The sequence below is a fragment of the Saccharolobus shibatae B12 genome, from assembly GCF_019175345.1.
GTDB classification, from domain to species: domain Archaea; phylum Thermoproteota; class Thermoprotei_A; order Sulfolobales; family Sulfolobaceae; genus Saccharolobus; species Saccharolobus shibatae.
In genome coordinates this window covers 111045-127416 of record NZ_CP077717.1, presented here as the reverse complement: position 1 = coordinate 127416, position 16372 = coordinate 111045, and the positions used below count along the sequence as shown (strand labels likewise).

The 16372-nt window shown below is 32.4% G+C and carries 16 protein-coding genes; 5 read left to right on the top strand and 11 right to left on the bottom strand.

The window, feature by feature from the left end:
- Nucleotides 1–26: 26 nt before the first annotated feature.
- Nucleotides 27–1232 carry an aminotransferase-like domain-containing protein gene (locus J5U23_RS01000; RefSeq protein WP_218266645.1) on the top strand — a complete coding sequence of 402 codons (1206 nt, stop codon included), beginning with the start codon at nucleotides 27–29 and terminating at the stop codon, nucleotides 1230–1232.
- Here J5U23_RS01000 and J5U23_RS00995 read toward each other — a convergent pair.
- Nucleotides 1225–2088 carry an MDR/zinc-dependent alcohol dehydrogenase-like family protein gene (locus J5U23_RS00995; protein WP_218266644.1) on the bottom strand — a complete coding sequence of 288 codons (864 nt, stop codon included), beginning with the start codon at nucleotides 2086–2088 and terminating at the stop codon, nucleotides 1225–1227. The two genes, J5U23_RS01000 and J5U23_RS00995, sit on opposite strands and share 8 nt — an antisense overlap.
- A gap of 55 nt (nucleotides 2089–2143) precedes the next feature.
- Between J5U23_RS00995 and J5U23_RS00990 the strand changes: the two genes are divergently transcribed.
- On the top strand, nucleotides 2144–2512 hold the full coding sequence (locus J5U23_RS00990) for a helix-turn-helix domain-containing protein (RefSeq protein ID WP_218259039.1): 369 nt from the start codon (nucleotides 2144–2146) through the stop codon (nucleotides 2510–2512).
- On the opposite strand, the gene J5U23_RS00985 is transcribed toward J5U23_RS00990, so the two are convergent.
- Nucleotides 2489–2881, bottom strand: coding sequence for a hypothetical protein (locus J5U23_RS00985; RefSeq protein ID WP_218259038.1), 393 nt, complete (start codon nucleotides 2879–2881; stop codon nucleotides 2489–2491). The genes J5U23_RS00990 and J5U23_RS00985 overlap by 24 nt on opposite strands.
- 67 nt (nucleotides 2882–2948) lie before the next feature.
- On the opposite strand from J5U23_RS00985, the gene J5U23_RS00980 reads away from it, so the two are divergent.
- Together J5U23_RS00980 and J5U23_RS00975 are read left to right on the top strand one after the other, a co-directional pair.
- Entirely contained in the window at nucleotides 2949–3644 is a 696-nt protein-coding gene (locus tag J5U23_RS00980) for a DUF2192 domain-containing protein (protein WP_218259037.1), read from the top strand.
- A gap of 41 nt (nucleotides 3645–3685) precedes the next feature.
- Nucleotides 3686–4588: a CBS domain-containing protein gene (locus J5U23_RS00975; RefSeq protein WP_218259036.1), complete on the top strand. Its 903-nt coding sequence runs from the start codon at nucleotides 3686–3688 to the stop codon at nucleotides 4586–4588.
- A gap of 254 nt (nucleotides 4589–4842) precedes the next feature.
- Here the strand turns inward: J5U23_RS00975 and J5U23_RS00970 are convergent, their stop codons facing one another.
- Genes J5U23_RS00970 through J5U23_RS00955 form a run of 4 tightly spaced genes read right to left on the bottom strand, consistent with a single transcriptional unit; the run spans nucleotide 4843 to nucleotide 10110 of the window.
- Nucleotides 4843–7470, bottom strand: a complete 2628-nt coding sequence (locus tag J5U23_RS00970) for an ATP-dependent helicase (protein WP_218266643.1) — start codon at nucleotides 7468–7470, stop codon at nucleotides 4843–4845.
- A gap of 40 nt (nucleotides 7471–7510) precedes the next feature.
- Entirely contained in the window at nucleotides 7511–8884 is a 1374-nt protein-coding gene (locus tag J5U23_RS00965) for a glycosyltransferase (RefSeq protein ID WP_218267468.1), read from the bottom strand.
- Nucleotides 8877–9440, bottom strand: a complete 564-nt coding sequence (locus J5U23_RS00960) for a ParB N-terminal domain-containing protein (RefSeq protein ID WP_218266642.1) — start codon at nucleotides 9438–9440, stop codon at nucleotides 8877–8879. The genes J5U23_RS00965 and J5U23_RS00960 overlap by 8 nt, the downstream gene beginning before the upstream one ends.
- A complete protein-coding gene (locus tag J5U23_RS00955) occupies nucleotides 9409–10110 on the bottom strand; it encodes an endonuclease III domain-containing protein (protein ID WP_218266641.1) in 702 nt (233 codons plus the stop codon). Before J5U23_RS00955 ends, J5U23_RS00960 begins: the two co-directional genes overlap by 32 nt.
- A gap of 55 nt (nucleotides 10111–10165) precedes the next feature.
- On the opposite strand from J5U23_RS00955, the gene J5U23_RS00950 reads away from it, so the two are divergent.
- Nucleotides 10166–10429: a hypothetical protein gene (locus tag J5U23_RS00950; protein ID WP_218259033.1), complete on the top strand. Its 264-nt coding sequence runs from the start codon at nucleotides 10166–10168 to the stop codon at nucleotides 10427–10429.
- On the opposite strand, the gene upsB is transcribed toward J5U23_RS00950, so the two are convergent.
- The 5 genes from upsB to upsX are packed head-to-tail and all read right to left on the bottom strand — an operon-like array spanning nucleotide 10410 to nucleotide 16347.
- Entirely contained in the window at nucleotides 10410–10814 is a 405-nt protein-coding gene (gene upsB, locus J5U23_RS00945) for a pilin subunit UpsB (RefSeq protein ID WP_218266640.1), read from the bottom strand. The genes J5U23_RS00950 and upsB overlap by 20 nt on opposite strands.
- Nucleotides 10815–10828: 14 nt before the next feature.
- Nucleotides 10829–11278, bottom strand: coding sequence for a pilin subunit UpsA (gene upsA, locus J5U23_RS00940; RefSeq protein ID WP_218266639.1), 450 nt, complete (start codon nucleotides 11276–11278; stop codon nucleotides 10829–10831).
- Between the two features lie 55 nt (nucleotides 11279–11333).
- Complete coding sequence (gene upsF, locus J5U23_RS00935; RefSeq protein WP_218259030.1) at nucleotides 11334–12845, bottom strand: membrane pilin protein UpsF; 1512 nt, start codon at nucleotides 12843–12845, stop codon at nucleotides 11334–11336.
- Nucleotides 12826–14247: a type II/IV secretion system ATPase subunit gene (locus J5U23_RS00930; protein ID WP_218266638.1), complete on the bottom strand. Its 1422-nt coding sequence runs from the start codon at nucleotides 14245–14247 to the stop codon at nucleotides 12826–12828. The genes upsF and J5U23_RS00930 overlap by 20 nt, the downstream gene beginning before the upstream one ends.
- A gap of 27 nt (nucleotides 14248–14274) precedes the next feature.
- The gene (gene upsX, locus J5U23_RS00925) at nucleotides 14275–16347 is read right to left on the bottom strand and encodes a protein UpsX (RefSeq protein ID WP_218266637.1); all 2073 of its coding nucleotides are present in this window, start codon (nucleotides 16345–16347) and stop codon (nucleotides 14275–14277) included.
- Nucleotides 16348–16372: the final 25 nt, after the last annotated feature.

Genomic DNA, 16372 nt, shown 5'->3' with positions numbered 1-16372 from the left:
CGGAACCAATTAAAACTTGAGCCTTCATGTTTGAGAGATTTTTATCCAACGAAACTAAGTATTTACGCACCTCAGAAATAAGAGATTTACTAAAGTTAACCGAAGGTAGAAATGTAATTAGCCTTGCAGGCGGTTTACCTGATCCTCAGACTTTTCCGGTAGAAGAGATTAAAAAAATAGTTGATGATGTTTTATTGAATAATGCCGACAAGGCATTACAATATACTGCAACTGCTGGAATATCTGAATTTAGGAAAGAACTAGTGAACTTATCTAGGTTAAGGGGAATTAGTGGAATAGATGAAAGAAATGTCTTTGTTACAGTAGGAAGCCAAGAAGCACTTTTCATGCTATTTAATATATTACTAGACCCAGGAGACAATGTAATAGTCGAGGCGCCAACTTATTTAGCAGCTTTAAATGCCATGAGAACCAGAAAGCCAAATTTCATATCAATCACCGTAACGGAAAGAGGGCCAAATCTAGATGAATTAGAAAGAAAAATAAGGAATACTCATAACGATGGGAAAAAGATCAAGTTAATGTACGTAATACCAACAGCCCAGAATCCAGCGGGTACGACAATGACTACAGAAGATAGGAAAAGACTTTTGGAAATTGCATCAAAATATGATTTCTTAATTTTTGAAGACGATGCTTACGGGTTTTTAGTGTTCGAAGGAGAGAGTCCCCCACCGATTAAGGCCTTTGATAAAGAAGGAAGGGTAATTTATACTAGCACATTTAGTAAAATACTTGCACCAGGTTTAAGATTAGGATGGGTAGTTGCTCATGAAGATTTCATTAAGGAGATGGAATTATACAAACAAAATATTGATCTACATACACCTTCATTTTCACAATATATTGCAATGGAGGCTATAAGGAGAGGCGTAATTCAAAATAATTTACCTAAAATAAGGAGAGTGTATAAGGAAAAGAGAGACGTAATGTTAGAGGCAATAGAAACTTATTTCCCTAAGGATGCTAGGTGGACTAGACCAGTTGGTGGAATGTTCGTTTTTGCTTGGTTACCAGAAAAAATAGATACCACTAAGATGCTAGAAAAGGCTTTGCAAAGAGGTGTAGCTTATGTGCCAGGTTCTAGCTTTTATGCTGACTATAGCGGAAAGAATACCATGAGGATAAACTTCAGCTTTCCTAAGAAACAAGAGCTAGTAGAGGGAATTAGGAGACTAGGAGATACCATAAAGCAAGAGCTCTCTACTTAAAAACCTCTTCAGTATTTATTACTACCCCAGCCCTCGGTGATGGAAAAGAAGCCAAAAGGTCATTGGAAAATGATACCAACTCATTAAATAGTTTATCGGTAATTTTTTTGTCTATAAATTCAAGAACACCATCAACTTCTCTAGGAGGAATAAATATCGCTTTAGTAGATGAAACTACTGGCCATGTGTTCATTAACTTGGGCATTATTATCTTAGTATTTGATTTAGAAATATCGTCTATAAAAGCTCTGATCCATGACCTAAATGTTGTAATTATTATATTGTCCCACTCCTGTGAAAGGTGTCGAATCTCCTCAACTCCCACTATTTTCGGATTAATTCCGTCTTCCCTATATACAGCAAGTTTAGTGACTACGTCTCTTAAATAAAGTGCTGAGGTTATTCCGTAAAGTCCACTACCTATTATTAAGGTATTGCCGCTGCTAATATATTTAGGTAATTGTAATGCAAAACTCACGTAAGGATAAAGTATATATTTTTCATTGAAATTAGATTGAGGAAGAATTACTATACTGTCCAGAGGTACAGTAGCCTTTTCTGCCAAAATACCATCTATCTCAGTTCCAATCCCACCATATGTCTGAGAATATGGTAAGACGAGAACTAGTTTCCCTTCTAAACTCTTGTCAATATCTAATCCCACGTTTTCAATTCTACCTATTCCAGTTGAACCGAGTATTCTAGCTGGTTCTACCCATAATAAACCCACATATATTGAGTTTTCTAACCCATTTACTAACACTCTTTTTGGCTTTAATAATACATAATCTCTATTAACTTGTTTTTCTGGCACATCGTTTATTGTAATACCTAAATTGAATACCAAAGCTTTCATTTAAGGGACATAACTCCTACTGCTTATTAAATTTTATAATTAAATTCATTCTACAATGGAAAAGGCAATTCATAATCTAGGGAAAGACGCTAGACTGCACATTATACACATTCTCTTACAAAACAGAAGTAAAAAGGAACTTGCTGATGAGCTGGGTATAACTCCAGCAGCGATTACTAAGTACTTGAAGGGAATTACACACCCAAGTGATGAAATAATTGAAAAATGTATTGAAGTTGCTAAAGAAGATGAGTATTATGAGATAATTAAAATAATAATTAGTGACATAACAGAGGCTTTAATAGAACTATCTAGGGAAATAGATATAGAAAAAATAGTGGAAAACGAGAATGTACAGAAACTTAAAAAACTACTTGATACAGCATTTGATAAAATGTTATCAACTTCTCCTAGCTTCGTATAGTGGACATACAATGCATATTTCTGAAAATTTGGAAACAACAACTCTTTTAGTACCATCATCATTTATTACTATTACATCACTAGGAATTCCGAGCTTACTTTCATCGCTTATATTCCACGCTTGACATACAAAGTTTATTGCATGTTTGCAAGTTTTTGATTTCCATACACCTTGAGATTTTGCTATATTAATCCAGTTTAAAGTTCTTGTTATATTGTCAACTATAGCATAGATTTTTTTATGCTCTTCATTATTATTATCTTTTATGTTCTTTAGTTCCTCTGTTAGTTGCCTTATTTCTTGCTCTAGATCAGAAGTTGAAAGAAGTACAATATTTGGTTTTAAATTATCCTCTGTAACTGAACTCATGATAAACTACTTAATATAGTATACCTTATAAAGAAATGTGCACATAAACTTAACGAGGTAGTTAGGAATGGTAAAGGAAATCTACAGAGAAAGGATAAAAGTACTTACTGACATATGGAGTTTATTGATGGAAAGCTGGGAATCATTAAGTCGGGAAGATGTTATTGAAATCGTTAAAAATGCTTATACAAAGAAAAATATTAAGCCATTTAGAGGGTTTAATGCAGATGGATTATATGAGAAGGAGCTAGTAAGCTTGTTTGTAGTGGGAAAATATGGGCTAGGTCTCTTTGAAGACAATAAACAAATATTTGACAAATTACTATCTAAGGAGGAAGACTACGATGAGATCTCAAGGTTAATCATAAATGGAAGCGTTAATGAGGCCTTTGAAAAGTCTGGTAATAACAAAGAGGTGTTAGCTAGAGCATTAAGAACAACATTTACTAAAATAGTATTCTCTTTTGAATCGGAAGATAAAATGTATAAATCGCTAAGAAATCTAAATATTTCAGAAAAAGACGAAATAAAGCATACTTCAAGAAGTTTTTCAAGATTCTATACTGCATTTAAGCTTGCAGAAAGTATAGCTGAGGGAATAGTGAGGGATAGGCTAACCTATATTGCTACTAAGAAGGCTATAGCAATATCAATAGGTATTGAATATCCTTTACCAAAAGCTGATTATGTTGCATTAATAGCCAAAGAGGTATTTAACGTAAATAAGAAGGTATTGAATAAGGTTTTAGGTATAAAGGTATAAGCATAGATATTTTAAACTACTAAATAAATTATAATTGAGTTATGCAGAATCTCTCGCCTACTCAAAGGGAAATATTGTTAGCACTTACAGATCTTTATAATAGGCAAAAAAGAATGATAAAAAGTAAGGAAGTAGCTGACATTATAGGGAAAGATGAGGGCACGGTAAGAAACATTATACTAAGCTTAAAGGTATTAGGTCTAGTTGAATCTAAACCTGGACCTAATGGAGGCTATATGCCAACACTAAAGGCGTATGAAATTATTAATAATCCTACATTAACTCCAATACTGGATAAGCTAAATCTCTATAAAGGAATGATAGAAACTGATATTAAAGTAGAAAATATTGAAATAATTGATATTACTAACCCTTCAGCAAATAGGGTTCTCTTAAAGGTAGAGGGAGATCTAAGGAAATTAAAAGTAGGAGATGCCGTACGATTGGGTCCTACACCCTATAGTAGGCTAGTTATTGAAGGATTAGTATTACACTTAGATGAGAATAGTAAAGAAATCGTAGTAGATGTCAAGAGAATGATAAGTATTCCAAAGGAAAAAGTTAAAAATCTCATTTCCAAGAAACTTATAGCGTTAAAACCGGAAACTAGCTTAAGAGAAGCTTCCATGATATTTTACAAGGAAGCAATAAGAGGTGCACCTGTTATCAATCAAGACGAAAAAGTTGTAGGGATTCTAACTACAGCAGATATAATCAAAGCCTTCTTCGAAGGAAACTATACCGCTAAAGTGTCGGACTATATGAAGACCAATGTAATAAGCATAAATGAAAATGAAGATTTGTTAGACGCAATTAGGAAAATGATAATTTACAATGTTGGTAGATTGCTAGTGCTTGATAGTAATAACAAAGCCGTAGGTATTGTAACCAGAACAGATATTTTAAGGTCTATCGCAGGCTTGGAAGGCTTGTGGACATCTTGAAAGAGAAATGCGGAATCATCTGTAATAATGCTTTTTATGAGTTAAAAAATATAAGTTATATAAAATATGAATTTCTATGTGACCCATCTGATTTTTATACTATTGTAAAAAACAAGTGTAACGGCGAAATACAAGCAATAGTTCACACTCATGAAGAAAGTTGTGAACCTAGTTACAAAGATATCGTATCCATGAAAATATGGAATATACCTTGGATTATTGTATCTCAAAGATGTATAAAAGGTATAATATATTCAAACGGAAGTATATTCGAGCTCGATATTAACTCCCTTCTGTCTCAAGAACTCCACAACTCTATCATGAAGCTTCTTCATTAGTTCTCTTCTGTCTTCAGCTAGTACTACATCTGAATGTCCTTTGAGTATTATGCTATGGGAAAATGGACTAGGAATGGTAGTAGGTCCAAATACGTCAACTGTTATTTCATGATCGGCAACTTTTCTGAGAATCTCTTTAGCCCTCATTATATCCATATGATCTTCCAAAATCTCTCTGATAGTCTCCTTAATCACTGGAAAATTTTCAATTTCTCTTACAGCCTTTAGTAATATCTCTGAATTTAATTCTCTTCTCTCTAGATTAGTCTCCCTTCCTTTGTATTTTCGCAATATCATAAATGATCTCTCTGCGCAGTGTCTAAATCTTCTCTTTAGCATTTCTGTCCTCATAATAGCCTTTGTAACTATTTCATAAACGTTATTTGTATTAACCTTTTCAAATAGGTTCTTAATATCATAATCCAAGGGAATGTCTCTTTTCACACTAAGTACAAATCCATTGTCAGTAACAGAAACTCTAACATCTGTATTTAATTCTTCACTAAGCACATATGCAAAAGCTCTAGAAAGAGCATCTAATGCCCTTCTTCCATATAATGCGTGAAAAATATAATTCCTAATTCCTTCTTCATCATCATAAATTTCTATTAAAATCAAGTTATCAGAAGGAACTTTTCCATTGGTGAAAAGGTATTGCTCTAAAATATAGGTATATATTGACATGGAAGCGTGTTTATCAATTTCATATTCCTTAGAAATATTTTGTATTATCTCGGTATGCGTTACTCCTTTCTTAATCATCTCAGCTATTTCTCTTCTAAACTTACCAACCTCTAGCGCTGATTCATAGGCTAATGGAAGCATTTCAGAAAACCAGCTCGGAACTGTTGGCCTTTGACCTATGGCCTCTTTTACAATTACCTTTGAACCTTTGCTCCCAATAAATTCATAGGTCCTACCACTTAATACGAAGATATCTCCGGGTGATAGTATTTCAACAAATTCTTCTTCTAAATTACCAACATATCTATTATTCTCAGTAACTACGCTTATCATAGCCTCATCCGGAATTGTACCACTATTAGTGTAAAATATAAGTCTACTACCTTTCTTGGGATAAATAATCTTTTCCTCTTTTAGTCGTATTTTAGCATAAACGTTTTTTAATTCAACTCCAAAGAAATCTCCACTAAGATATCTTAATACTAGAGAGTACTCAGATTCACTAAGGTCTGAGAAATTATATGACCGCTTTAGAATATTATACAACTCTTCCCTATCTATCGGAGAAATTAAACTAGCAGATACTATTATCTGCGACAAGACATCTAATGGATTTTTAGGAATATGAATGTTATCAATTTTCCTATCTCTAGCCAACTTAGCTAATACAGAACACTCAACTAAATCATCTCTATCAACAACAATCACTCTTCCTTTGCTAATACTCCTTATATGATGACCAGCTCTCCCTATTCTTTGTAATAATCTACTTACACTCTTAGGACTACTTAATAAAACGACTAAATCTATGTAGCCTATGTCTATTCCTAATTCAAGGCTAGTTGATGATACAACAACTTTTAAGATCCCCTTTTTAAGCTTATCTTCCACATCTAGTCTCACATCTCTACTAAGACTACTATGATGAGCTTCTATCGCATCAACATCAAAGACCTTTTCATTTTCAGCTAACTTTCTCAACTTATACGCTACTCTCTCTGTAGCGTGTCTTGTATTTGTAAAGATAAGAGTAGTTCTATGCTTTTTTACTTCATTCAAGATAGTCTTATATATTCCCTTATCTACCTCACTTTCAGAAGAATGAACTAGATCTTTAACTGGAGAAATCACCTTAATATCAATAGGTTTTACAAATCTAGCGTCAACAATTCTATACTCTCTGCCTTTACCCACAAGAAATTGAGCTACTTCTTCAAGGGGTGATACAGTCGCACTTAGACCTATTCTTACAAATTCTTTCTTAGCAAGTAGGTTTCTAAATAATTCTAATATTGCAGAAAGATAAGCTCCCCTCTTACTGTTAGCTAGCTCATGAATTTCATCGACTATAACCCATTTCACATCAGTTAATTTCTGGCTGAACTTCGGTGAAGTTATGGATATTCCGAAGGATTCTGGTGTTGTTATTAAAATATGTGGAGGTTTCTTTAACATTTTCTGTTTTTCATAGGGTGTAGTGTCACTGGTTCTAATTCCAACCCTAATATCTGGTAACCTTGGATTTATCTGCTTTAACTCATTAAGAGGTTCTAATAGGTTTCTTTGCATATCATTGTTAAGCGCCCTTAACGGTGAAATATAAATCGCGTAAACCTTATCTTCCAACTCGTTGTTATCGCCTAATTCAAATAACGAATCTAAAATTCCTAGAAACGCAGCTAAAGTTTTCCCACTTCCCGTAGGACTTGATACTAAGACATTATAGTTTTGCTTTATTAAGGGTATCGCTGCTCTCTGAGGAGGAGTGAACGTGGTATATTTCTCCTTAAACCATTTGGCTACATATGGTCTAAGTAAGTTATATATTTCTTCATCGGAGTAAAAGTAGGTACTACTCAACTTGTAGTCCTTTAAGAATATGATTTAAAAAATACTTCTTTCATAATCCTTTAATATATGCTATAAAAGTATAAAGGAAAGCTATTGAATAGTAAGCTAGCCAAATAAAGGTTAGAAAGTCGCCTCTAAACATATAAAGGAAAGCCGATAAAAGGAAAAATACTCCGAAGGCTAAAATTGGATATCCTATGTTACTCTCAGCCTTCTTACCTTTTGGAGTAACAATATATGTTCTAGTCTTCTTAAATGCATTAAGAGTACCAACGAGTAAAAATGGCGAAATTCCAACAGTATAAGCAGATAATCTTCCCAGCGCTTTTATTGCTGTTATAGTATCTATCCCTGACCTCTTTGCACTATTTACAAAAATAATAGCATAAACTGATAATGTTATAGCCCATATGACAAACATTGGCAAACTCATACTAAGCTTAATACCTAGAAAACCAGCTATTCCAAAAACAGTAGCACTTATAAAAGTTAGTATAATTGGAATGTACTGAGAAAGATAAGCTATAATCTCTATTTTTTGCCAAATTTTTATATTACTACTTACAATATATTTGAACCTCCTAGAAAGAACCTCCATCGTCCCCATCGCCCACCTAGTCTGCTGTACGTAAAATGCTATTAGATTGTCTGGAACTTCCACATAAACTGGGGATGAAGATGCGCAAATCCTAAATCCTCTATTTATAAGTCTGGTTCCAAGTTCATAATCATCTTGAACCATAGTATAGTCCCATCCGTTTACCGCTTCCAATGCACTACGCTTAAAGATCGTTCCACATCCTATTGGCAATACTTTTAATCCTAATTTGTCCCTTCCTCTCAGTATAGATCTACTAGTAAGTACTGTTGATACCATCAACGCTCTTGCTAGAGATGTGCTAATGTTAGAGTAACCATGCCATTCCATAGTAACTGCATCACAGCCTAAATTCACCATATGATTGTAAGCTCTTATTAACGAATCTTTTTCAATCCTAGCGTCAACATCTAATGTTAGAATTAAATCACCGGTACTTTTCTGCAAGCCAAATGCTAATGCACCACTTTTATAGCCAAGTCTCTTTTCTCTTCTGAATATCTTTACATCTAACCCTGGAGGAATAATTAATGTTGATAATAATTTATCAAAATATGCTTGATCATCATCAGATACGATTATTATCTCTAGCTTGTTTTTATCCCATCTAGCCTCATATATATTATTAATTAGCCCTTGAATCACATCTATTCGTTCACCCTTCGTCGGTACTATAATTGATAGTTTAGGTAAATTAATCCCGTTATCGTATAGAATTAAATTAACTACATTGTCATTCTTACCATAAATATAGAAAATTATCTGATTCCAAACCACTAGAGAAGGTACTATAAATATAGCCAGATTAAGTAATAAGTTAAGTATCATCTATTGATATTGCCTTTTGGGGAATAATAAATTCATATACGTGTCTTGTTGTCTTAGGTGGAAATCTTAAGCCCCTATTAGCAATACTTATAACATCTTCCTTATATATTGAAGGTGGTTCTAAATGACCAACCATATCCTTTTCGACATGTATCCCTATCGAATGTAGAAAACTTTCCACTTTTTCTAGTTTCCAATAAAGTTTATACAAGCTATCATCACAAATGCGGATAGAATCGAATCGGGCGCATATTCCACCACTGGAGTAAATTGATGATAATATGCTCTTTACAATATGAGGCTTTGAGAATCTTCTATACCATATACTGACGCTAATAGAAGTAGAATTATAGTTTACGTAAATCACTGGTATTTTTGGTAGCGAAAGACGTAAAGCAGCAGTAAATCTATGATGACCATCTAAGATAACATGTGTATTTTCATCCACTATAATAGGTTTTATAGCCCTTATTTTCTGCACTTCTAAAGAGATATTGACAACTTTGTCGATTAATATGTCCTCATGAGGTATTAAATTTCTGGGCTTCTCCATCTCTATGCGAATAGTACTCACAACATTCTTTAATTATACATGAATTACATAAAGGTTTTCTAGCCTTGCAAGTTTGTCTTCCATGTGCAATTAACAAGTGATGAAGTCGAAGAAGATCATAAGCCGAGAAAAGTTCTTTTAAAGTAGATGATATCAATTTATATTTAGCGTTCATAGGAACTATCCCTAACCTTTTACTAACTCTAGTTATGTGAGTATCAACCGGGAAAACTTCGTATCCCCTACAAGTTAATAATACAACATCTGCAGTTTTCTCTCCTATTCCCTCGAATTTTAATAGTTCCTCTCTGGCATTACTACTATTTAGCAGATTATCTATCAATCCATTATATTTCTCCAGAATTATTTTTGAAATTATTTTTAGCCTTTTGGCCTTAGTTTTGTAAAGGCCAGATATTTTTAGCGCATTTTCTATATCACTCAAATCCGCATCGGATAGTTTTTCTGGAGTAACGCCAACTTTCTTTTCTAGCTCTAAATAGGCTTTAAGTGCTGATTTATCTGTAGAATTTTGAGATAAGATAGTGGCTACAAGTACTTTAAAACAATTTCTAGTCTTAAGCCAGACATAATATGCAATGTAATCCTCCTCTTTTATAGTATAGATAGCGGAAAGTTTATGATAAACTATTTCGGGGGCACACTTCACGAATTTGAATATGCAGTTTAGCTTATAAGGAATTCTTAAGCTAACTTATTATTTGATGTACGAAATAGAGATGGTTCTTGATGCCATAAAGGAAGGCGCAGTAAATCCAGGGGATGCAGTAATCAAAACTGGACTACCTAGATATGAAGTCTTAGCGCTGTTCCACATTTTAGAGGAATTGGACTTAATAGAGCCAGTATACTCTAAGGGATCACATAAGGCATTTCGTCTTACTAAAAAAGGAGAGGAAATACTTGAGGGATTAAAAAAGGGATATGAATTACATGTATTCGTAAAACCTAATCTGATCCAAGGTTAAAATAGTAGTAGTTTCCATTAATCTGCAAAATTATTGTAGAGTTTTCCTTAACAGGTATGTTGCTATTTATTATTGAGCTCAGTGGAACTAAGCTACCAGTTAATATTTCATATTTTACGTTGTACGAGACGTTATTGACTATAACTTTATCTATTATAATAGGAATACTACCATAATTATATACAAAAGTAGTATTAGCTGAATTCCCTAAATATATCACACTTATTTTAACATTAATATCGGTTAGATAATTATTGTATGCACTATTTGCTTGGATAGAACTATTTATATAACTTTGTGCGAAAAATAAATATAATGGAACAATTAATGAGAGCGTAATCATAACCACGATCAATGTCGAAAAAATAGATGAAATAGCTTTCAAATAAACCACCTAATTTACGCTATTGAAGCTAGCACGTTCTGAACAACACTATACGGTTTTCCATTAGGTAAATTACCAACAATTTCAACAGTGTAGTATTGGCCAGCAGTTATTTTACCATTAATTGATGTTATATTTTGAATTGATTCGCCAGGTTGTAAGAGGTCGTTAGTAAGTGATATTACAATATTCTTAGTCCCATTTAGAATCACAATACTGTTTAGATATATCTGTGTGTTCCCTGTATTTGAAATGTAATATTGTAGATACGCTTGTCCGATATTAGGATTGACATAGATACTTAATTGAGTCTGGAGACTTGTATTTTGTGTTAATGAACTAAATAAACCGTTTGAGTAGGCATAAAGTAGACCACCTAGCACTAGAGTTATGGCTAATACTATTACTGTACCTAAAATTGATGAAAGACCTTTTCTCTTTTTTAATTTATACACTCCTTTCATCGCTCACTATATCAAAATTTATCTTACTCAGAGAACATCGAAAATAATTTACCTTTTAGATTAAGTTAAAGATAACGTTTCCGAAAAATAGTATCAGTATCAAGTTTACCAGAACTAAAACAAGTAATGGAAAATTAAAAATAGTAAAGCGAGATATTTTAGCATACACTATACTAAGCGCTATCGAATATAGAACAATAATCAAATCTAAGTTACCCACCGCCTTAATCTTAGTCATTACCCCTAGTGCAAAATAGAATATAATCGGAGTTATGATGGCTAGAATATTGAACATACGAAGATTCTGCAATACTTTCTTTCGCAACGAAATATAATTGTTAAGAACCAAGGACAAATCTTTGAAAGTGTAAGTGTCAGCGAAACCTTTTTTGTCAATATTTTCTATAAGTTCTAAAATAGCATTTACAATCCAGATATTTGTTTTTACATTAGACATTGCTTCATTTTTCTTAATCTTTGTAACAATTTCCCCCAAAAACTTCTTAAATTCCGTACTATCTACATTAAGTTTCAGTATTGCACTTTTTATACTATAACCTATTCTCAAATAATCTGCAATATCTGATAATATATATGGCAAATTGTTCAGAACTGCATCAGCGACCGATATCTTACGATAGACAATAAAGGAGAACACTATAAATATTGAATAAAATAGTAGTATCTCGTATTCTAAATTAAGATGGAAGAGGAATGTAAATATAAAAGGAATAGGTAGTATATATAATGATTTTTTAATCTCATTTATATTAATTTTTATATCATATCCTATATTTGGCTGTATTAGTGAAACATAAAAGAAAATAATAGGAAAGAGTAAAAGAGGAAATATAAGCTCGAACATATTTATTGTTGACGAAATATACTGAAAAGCCAGTAAAATCATTGGAGTGACTAAAAACAGCATAAATAGAATCTCAACTAATTCATTTACTTTTTCAACATAACTTCCAAAATTCAAATTTAAATTATCAATTGTTTCATTTAAAAGGTCCTTTATTCTTTCGGGCATGGAAATTCCTATTGACTCGCCACTTGTATAAGTTGTATAAATCTTGCCTAGAAAGTCCCCCCTATGAACTTTTGCTCTACTTTCCATTGCCGAGAAAGAAGATTTTCCTAAAACTTCCACCTCTTTAACCAGTAGCATAGCCTCTCTTCTTAAACCTTTAAATACCTTAGAATTCCTTATCTCCTCAAAAGTTTTATATAAATTTTTACCTAAAAGACTATTAACATATGCAAATAGTAAGAAAACGGGTATCTCGTTTTCTATAATCTTTCTTTGTTCATCCTTTCTAATTTGAGTAATCAATAACGGATAGAAATAAATGAAAAAATTCATTATATCCAATAGTAAAAAATATTTGCTAAATTTTAAATAAAAGATAACAGAGATAATGAAGATAATAGGTATTAAAAACGATATCCTAGTATACTCTTTACGGAGCCTTTCTATGTCATCACCATAATATTTAATATTATCATTTATTCTCGTAGCCATCAAGTTAAATAAATTAATTTTTTCAAATAGCCTTTGTCTCAACTTGACCACCTTGGGTTATTTTCTTTAGATAACTACTGAAATCTTCCAGATCTAGAACCTCATTATTTACTAACTTATCAAGGATTTTAACTCTATTATTAATCTCCTCTGCTATTTCTGAAATTGGTATTTCATATGTCTTTGATATATAATTGATCCTATAGGACTTTTTAACTAAATCATTAACATTGTTAGGTAAAAATGTGTTAGAGGAGAAAGACCATTTTAACACTGGTTTGAATCTTAGTTTACCTTTAACGTAAACTATTTCATAAATCAACCTTATAATGCGCCTTATATTCCCATTACGATCTCTTAATGTTCCTAAAACTATAATCCCCCATAGATTTTGTAAAAACAATTTAGCAACATCCTTATTTAAAAGGCTAATTAATCTAGTTAGAGCCTCATGTGGATTGCCTGCATGAAATGTGGCTAACGAACCATGCCCAGAAGCTGAGGCATGAACCAATGCCTCTATCTCCTTGCCTCGAATCTCACCTATAACTAAGTAATCCGGCCTATATCTTAATGATAGTCTGGCTAAATCCATCAACGATACTTCAAATTGGGAAGAGATTGATTGTCTAGCAAAAAACCTTATCCAGTTATCATGAACTATGTTTATTTCTGGAGTATCCTCAATCGTAATTACCTTAAAGAAAGGGTTAACCATACTGAGTATCGAGTTAAGTAAGGTAGTCTTTCCAGATCCGGTAGAACCTATGACTAAAAAGAAAGGTTTGTAATCCAATAAAAACCAAATATAAGCTAACATTAGCGAACTTATCGATTCGTTTTTAATCAATAATATAGGACTTATTGGCTTTAAAGGAAATTTCCTTATATCAAATGTAGAACCAGGTAATGAAACCTCACGAGATACCGTGGCAGCAACTCTATGGCCCTCAGGTAGGGAAAATTCAAGGTATGGCTTGGCAATACTGACTGGTTTATCCGCCTTGTTTGCAAGCTTTTCAATAACCTTTAGAACGTGATCCTCTTGCTCAAAGACTATATTAGTATACAATCTTGGGAATCTCGTAACAATTCTATGAACTACAGTTACAGGGTATGAGAATCCTTTGCATTCTACTTCTTCAACATAAGGATCCGCTAAGGGAACAGTTAGCTCATCATAACCTAGCCTTTTTCTCAAGTAATAGATCAGTTTTTCTATAATACCTTGATCAGTAATACCTTTACTCTTAAGTATCTTGACTACTGTCTCTTCTATATTAGATATACTAGGAGTCGAATAGATATACTCTAATATAGAATTAAGTAGTTCAATTTCCTTCTGATCTAGGCTAGGTTCGCTTACTTTATAATAGCCAATTCCATTATCCTCATATATAATGACTTTAGCATTTAGAACAGAATACTCTTGAAGAATATTCATAATATTGAGTATTCAGAAAAAATATACTCACACAATACCGAAATTACTTAAAACTTCCTTTATAGCCACTGCTTCACTTAAAGCCATAGAGATTGATAACTTTATAATATTAACTAAATCATATTGTGATTCCCACGTAAAACCGTGCGTATAGGCTCTAATTTTTATTGAATTATATATAGGCTCTATCTGGAAAATAATGTGATTTACTTCTTTAGATATGCCCCTAAATGAATAAGGCCCATAAAATATTTCGAAAGGAATATTAGGTTCCATATCTAATTTTATTATCAGTTGATCACCTTTTAACTCAGCATTGATTGACTTAATGGGGTTTTTAATGCCAATTAATAAGTATTCTCTGATATAATTCCCGTTATCTTTGACAATCTTGACCAAATCATATCCATCTCTTACAATTATCATTTCACCGTCAACTTCTATTTTTTCACCTACTTTTCCAAATAGTATTCCTTTGTATTCTAAAGGATATTCAAATAACTCCTTCCATTCGAAAATCTCGTTTTTTACTATAGCAACTTCTTTCTCAACACTATTATTTATAATTATGATTTTATTTCTATTTAAATTAGCTTCCTTTCTAACTATTTCCATAGGTGCTAAAAATTCTAATGACGCAACTAATCGATCATCTACATGAGCGTAAACATTGACTTGAACATCTGAAAGCTTTAAATTATTAATGGTTAGTGGTATTTTAAGTGATTTCTTACCATAATTTTCCATAGTAGTAAACTTATATATTTGACTTAGAGCTTCTATTGTAAATGTTATTTGAGATCTAGTTGGGATGGAATACTTTATATTAAACATTAATAACGCGTTCTTGTCTGGATTACCAATTAACGCTCCACCTTCATCTGCTGCAAATATCTTTGCATTTGAGAATTCAATTTTTGGGAGTTGAGAAGTATAAGGAATAGTGTACGTAAAAGAGAAGAATGTATTTCCAGCAGAGATTTCGAGGGAATCTTTACTATATTCAAAAGGCTCTATTAGCACGATTTTCTTTTTATCTTCAACAACCTTAATATCTAGCACCCTGCCGTTTTTTATATTAAAACTGTGGGAATAATTTTCGTCAACTTGCAGAATAATTGGATTCTGAATACTATTGTTTCTATTTATAACTTTGATCGGCTTATAGTTGTCTTCCAATGTAGCTATTCCAACAGTTCTGTCATTAGAAACCAGATAAATCCTTTTAGAGTTAAAATTGAATGAAGTCACATTATCAAAAATAGATAACTTGTTAAAATTATTGTCAAAAATGTAAAGTTTTCCGTTTTTTAGAATTCCAAACAAGTTTCTATTTGAGTTAACAAGGAACTCCGAATCTATATTTCTCTCGATCTCCCTCCAACCAGTATTATAGTACTGCTTTAAGCTTTCACCACATAGAATTAGTAATCCTCCAGAAAACTCTCCTATTAAGTATGCATCATCAATACATATTCCAATATTTCCCTTTTTAGAAGAGACTATTATTCCCTCACTTGATCTATATATATTACCATAGGATTGAATAAAACCTAGATAATCTCCCTTAAAATTAAAATATGACGCAATACCTTCATTATTAATAACTTTAGTACCACTATCATATATTATAGAAATAGAGTGCTTTGAAACGTACACTCTGTCTCCACGATCAACGTCCAAGCGTTTATTTCCTAATATTATGGTTAGCTTACGTTTTCCTATCAAAATTTTTTTATCTAAATAAGACAGATACTTCTCATACTCCTCTCCATTCAAAATATATTTTCTTCCTTTTAGATAAATTGGATAAATTTCATTATTGTTATACATAATATAATCTACTACATATTCATTTTCATCTTTCCTAATTATCGTTTCCTTATCGTCCTCAATCATAACAACAAAATTGCCCTTTCTGAAAATCCACTTATTATCACTCATTCTTATCCCAAATTCATTAATATCAACTGAGGGTTGACGCAAAACGTTACATACTAACTGGACTGAATCTTCATCCTTCAACTTAAGCCAGCAATTGAATTTAGTGACAAAATTTAAATCTAATTTCTGGTAAAGTATAAAATCAGGAATCGCCATATATCCTTTTTATTAATCCTTTATA

Excerpts from the sequence above, each read along its gene's own strand:
- J5U23_RS00950 (WP_218259033.1), top strand. The coding sequence starts at position 10,166 with ATGTACGAAATAGAGATGGTTCTTGATGCCATAAAGGAAGGCGCAGTA.
- J5U23_RS00975 (WP_218259036.1), top strand. The coding sequence starts at position 3,686 with ATGCAGAATCTCTCGCCTACTCAAAGGGAAATATTGTTAGCACTTACA.
- J5U23_RS00980 (WP_218259037.1), top strand. The coding sequence starts at position 2,949 with ATGGTAAAGGAAATCTACAGAGAAAGGATAAAAGTACTTACTGACATA.
- upsX (WP_218266637.1), bottom strand. The coding sequence starts at position 16,347 with ATGGCGATTCCTGATTTTATACTTTACCAGAAATTAGATTTAAATTTT.
- J5U23_RS00985 (WP_218259038.1), bottom strand. The coding sequence starts at position 2,881 with ATGAGTTCAGTTACAGAGGATAATTTAAAACCAAATATTGTACTTCTT.
- J5U23_RS00930 (WP_218266638.1), bottom strand. The coding sequence starts at position 14,247 with ATGAATATTCTTCAAGAGTATTCTGTTCTAAATGCTAAAGTCATTATA.
- J5U23_RS01000 (WP_218266645.1), top strand. The coding sequence starts at position 27 with ATGTTTGAGAGATTTTTATCCAACGAAACTAAGTATTTACGCACCTCA.
- J5U23_RS00995 (WP_218266644.1), bottom strand. The coding sequence starts at position 2,088 with ATGAAAGCTTTGGTATTCAATTTAGGTATTACAATAAACGATGTGCCA.
- upsA (WP_218266639.1), bottom strand. The coding sequence starts at position 11,278 with ATGAAAGGAGTGTATAAATTAAAAAAGAGAAAAGGTCTTTCATCAATT.
- J5U23_RS00960 (WP_218266642.1), bottom strand. The coding sequence starts at position 9,440 with ATGGAGAAGCCCAGAAATTTAATACCTCATGAGGACATATTAATCGAC.
- J5U23_RS00990 (WP_218259039.1), top strand. The coding sequence starts at position 2,144 with ATGGAAAAGGCAATTCATAATCTAGGGAAAGACGCTAGACTGCACATT.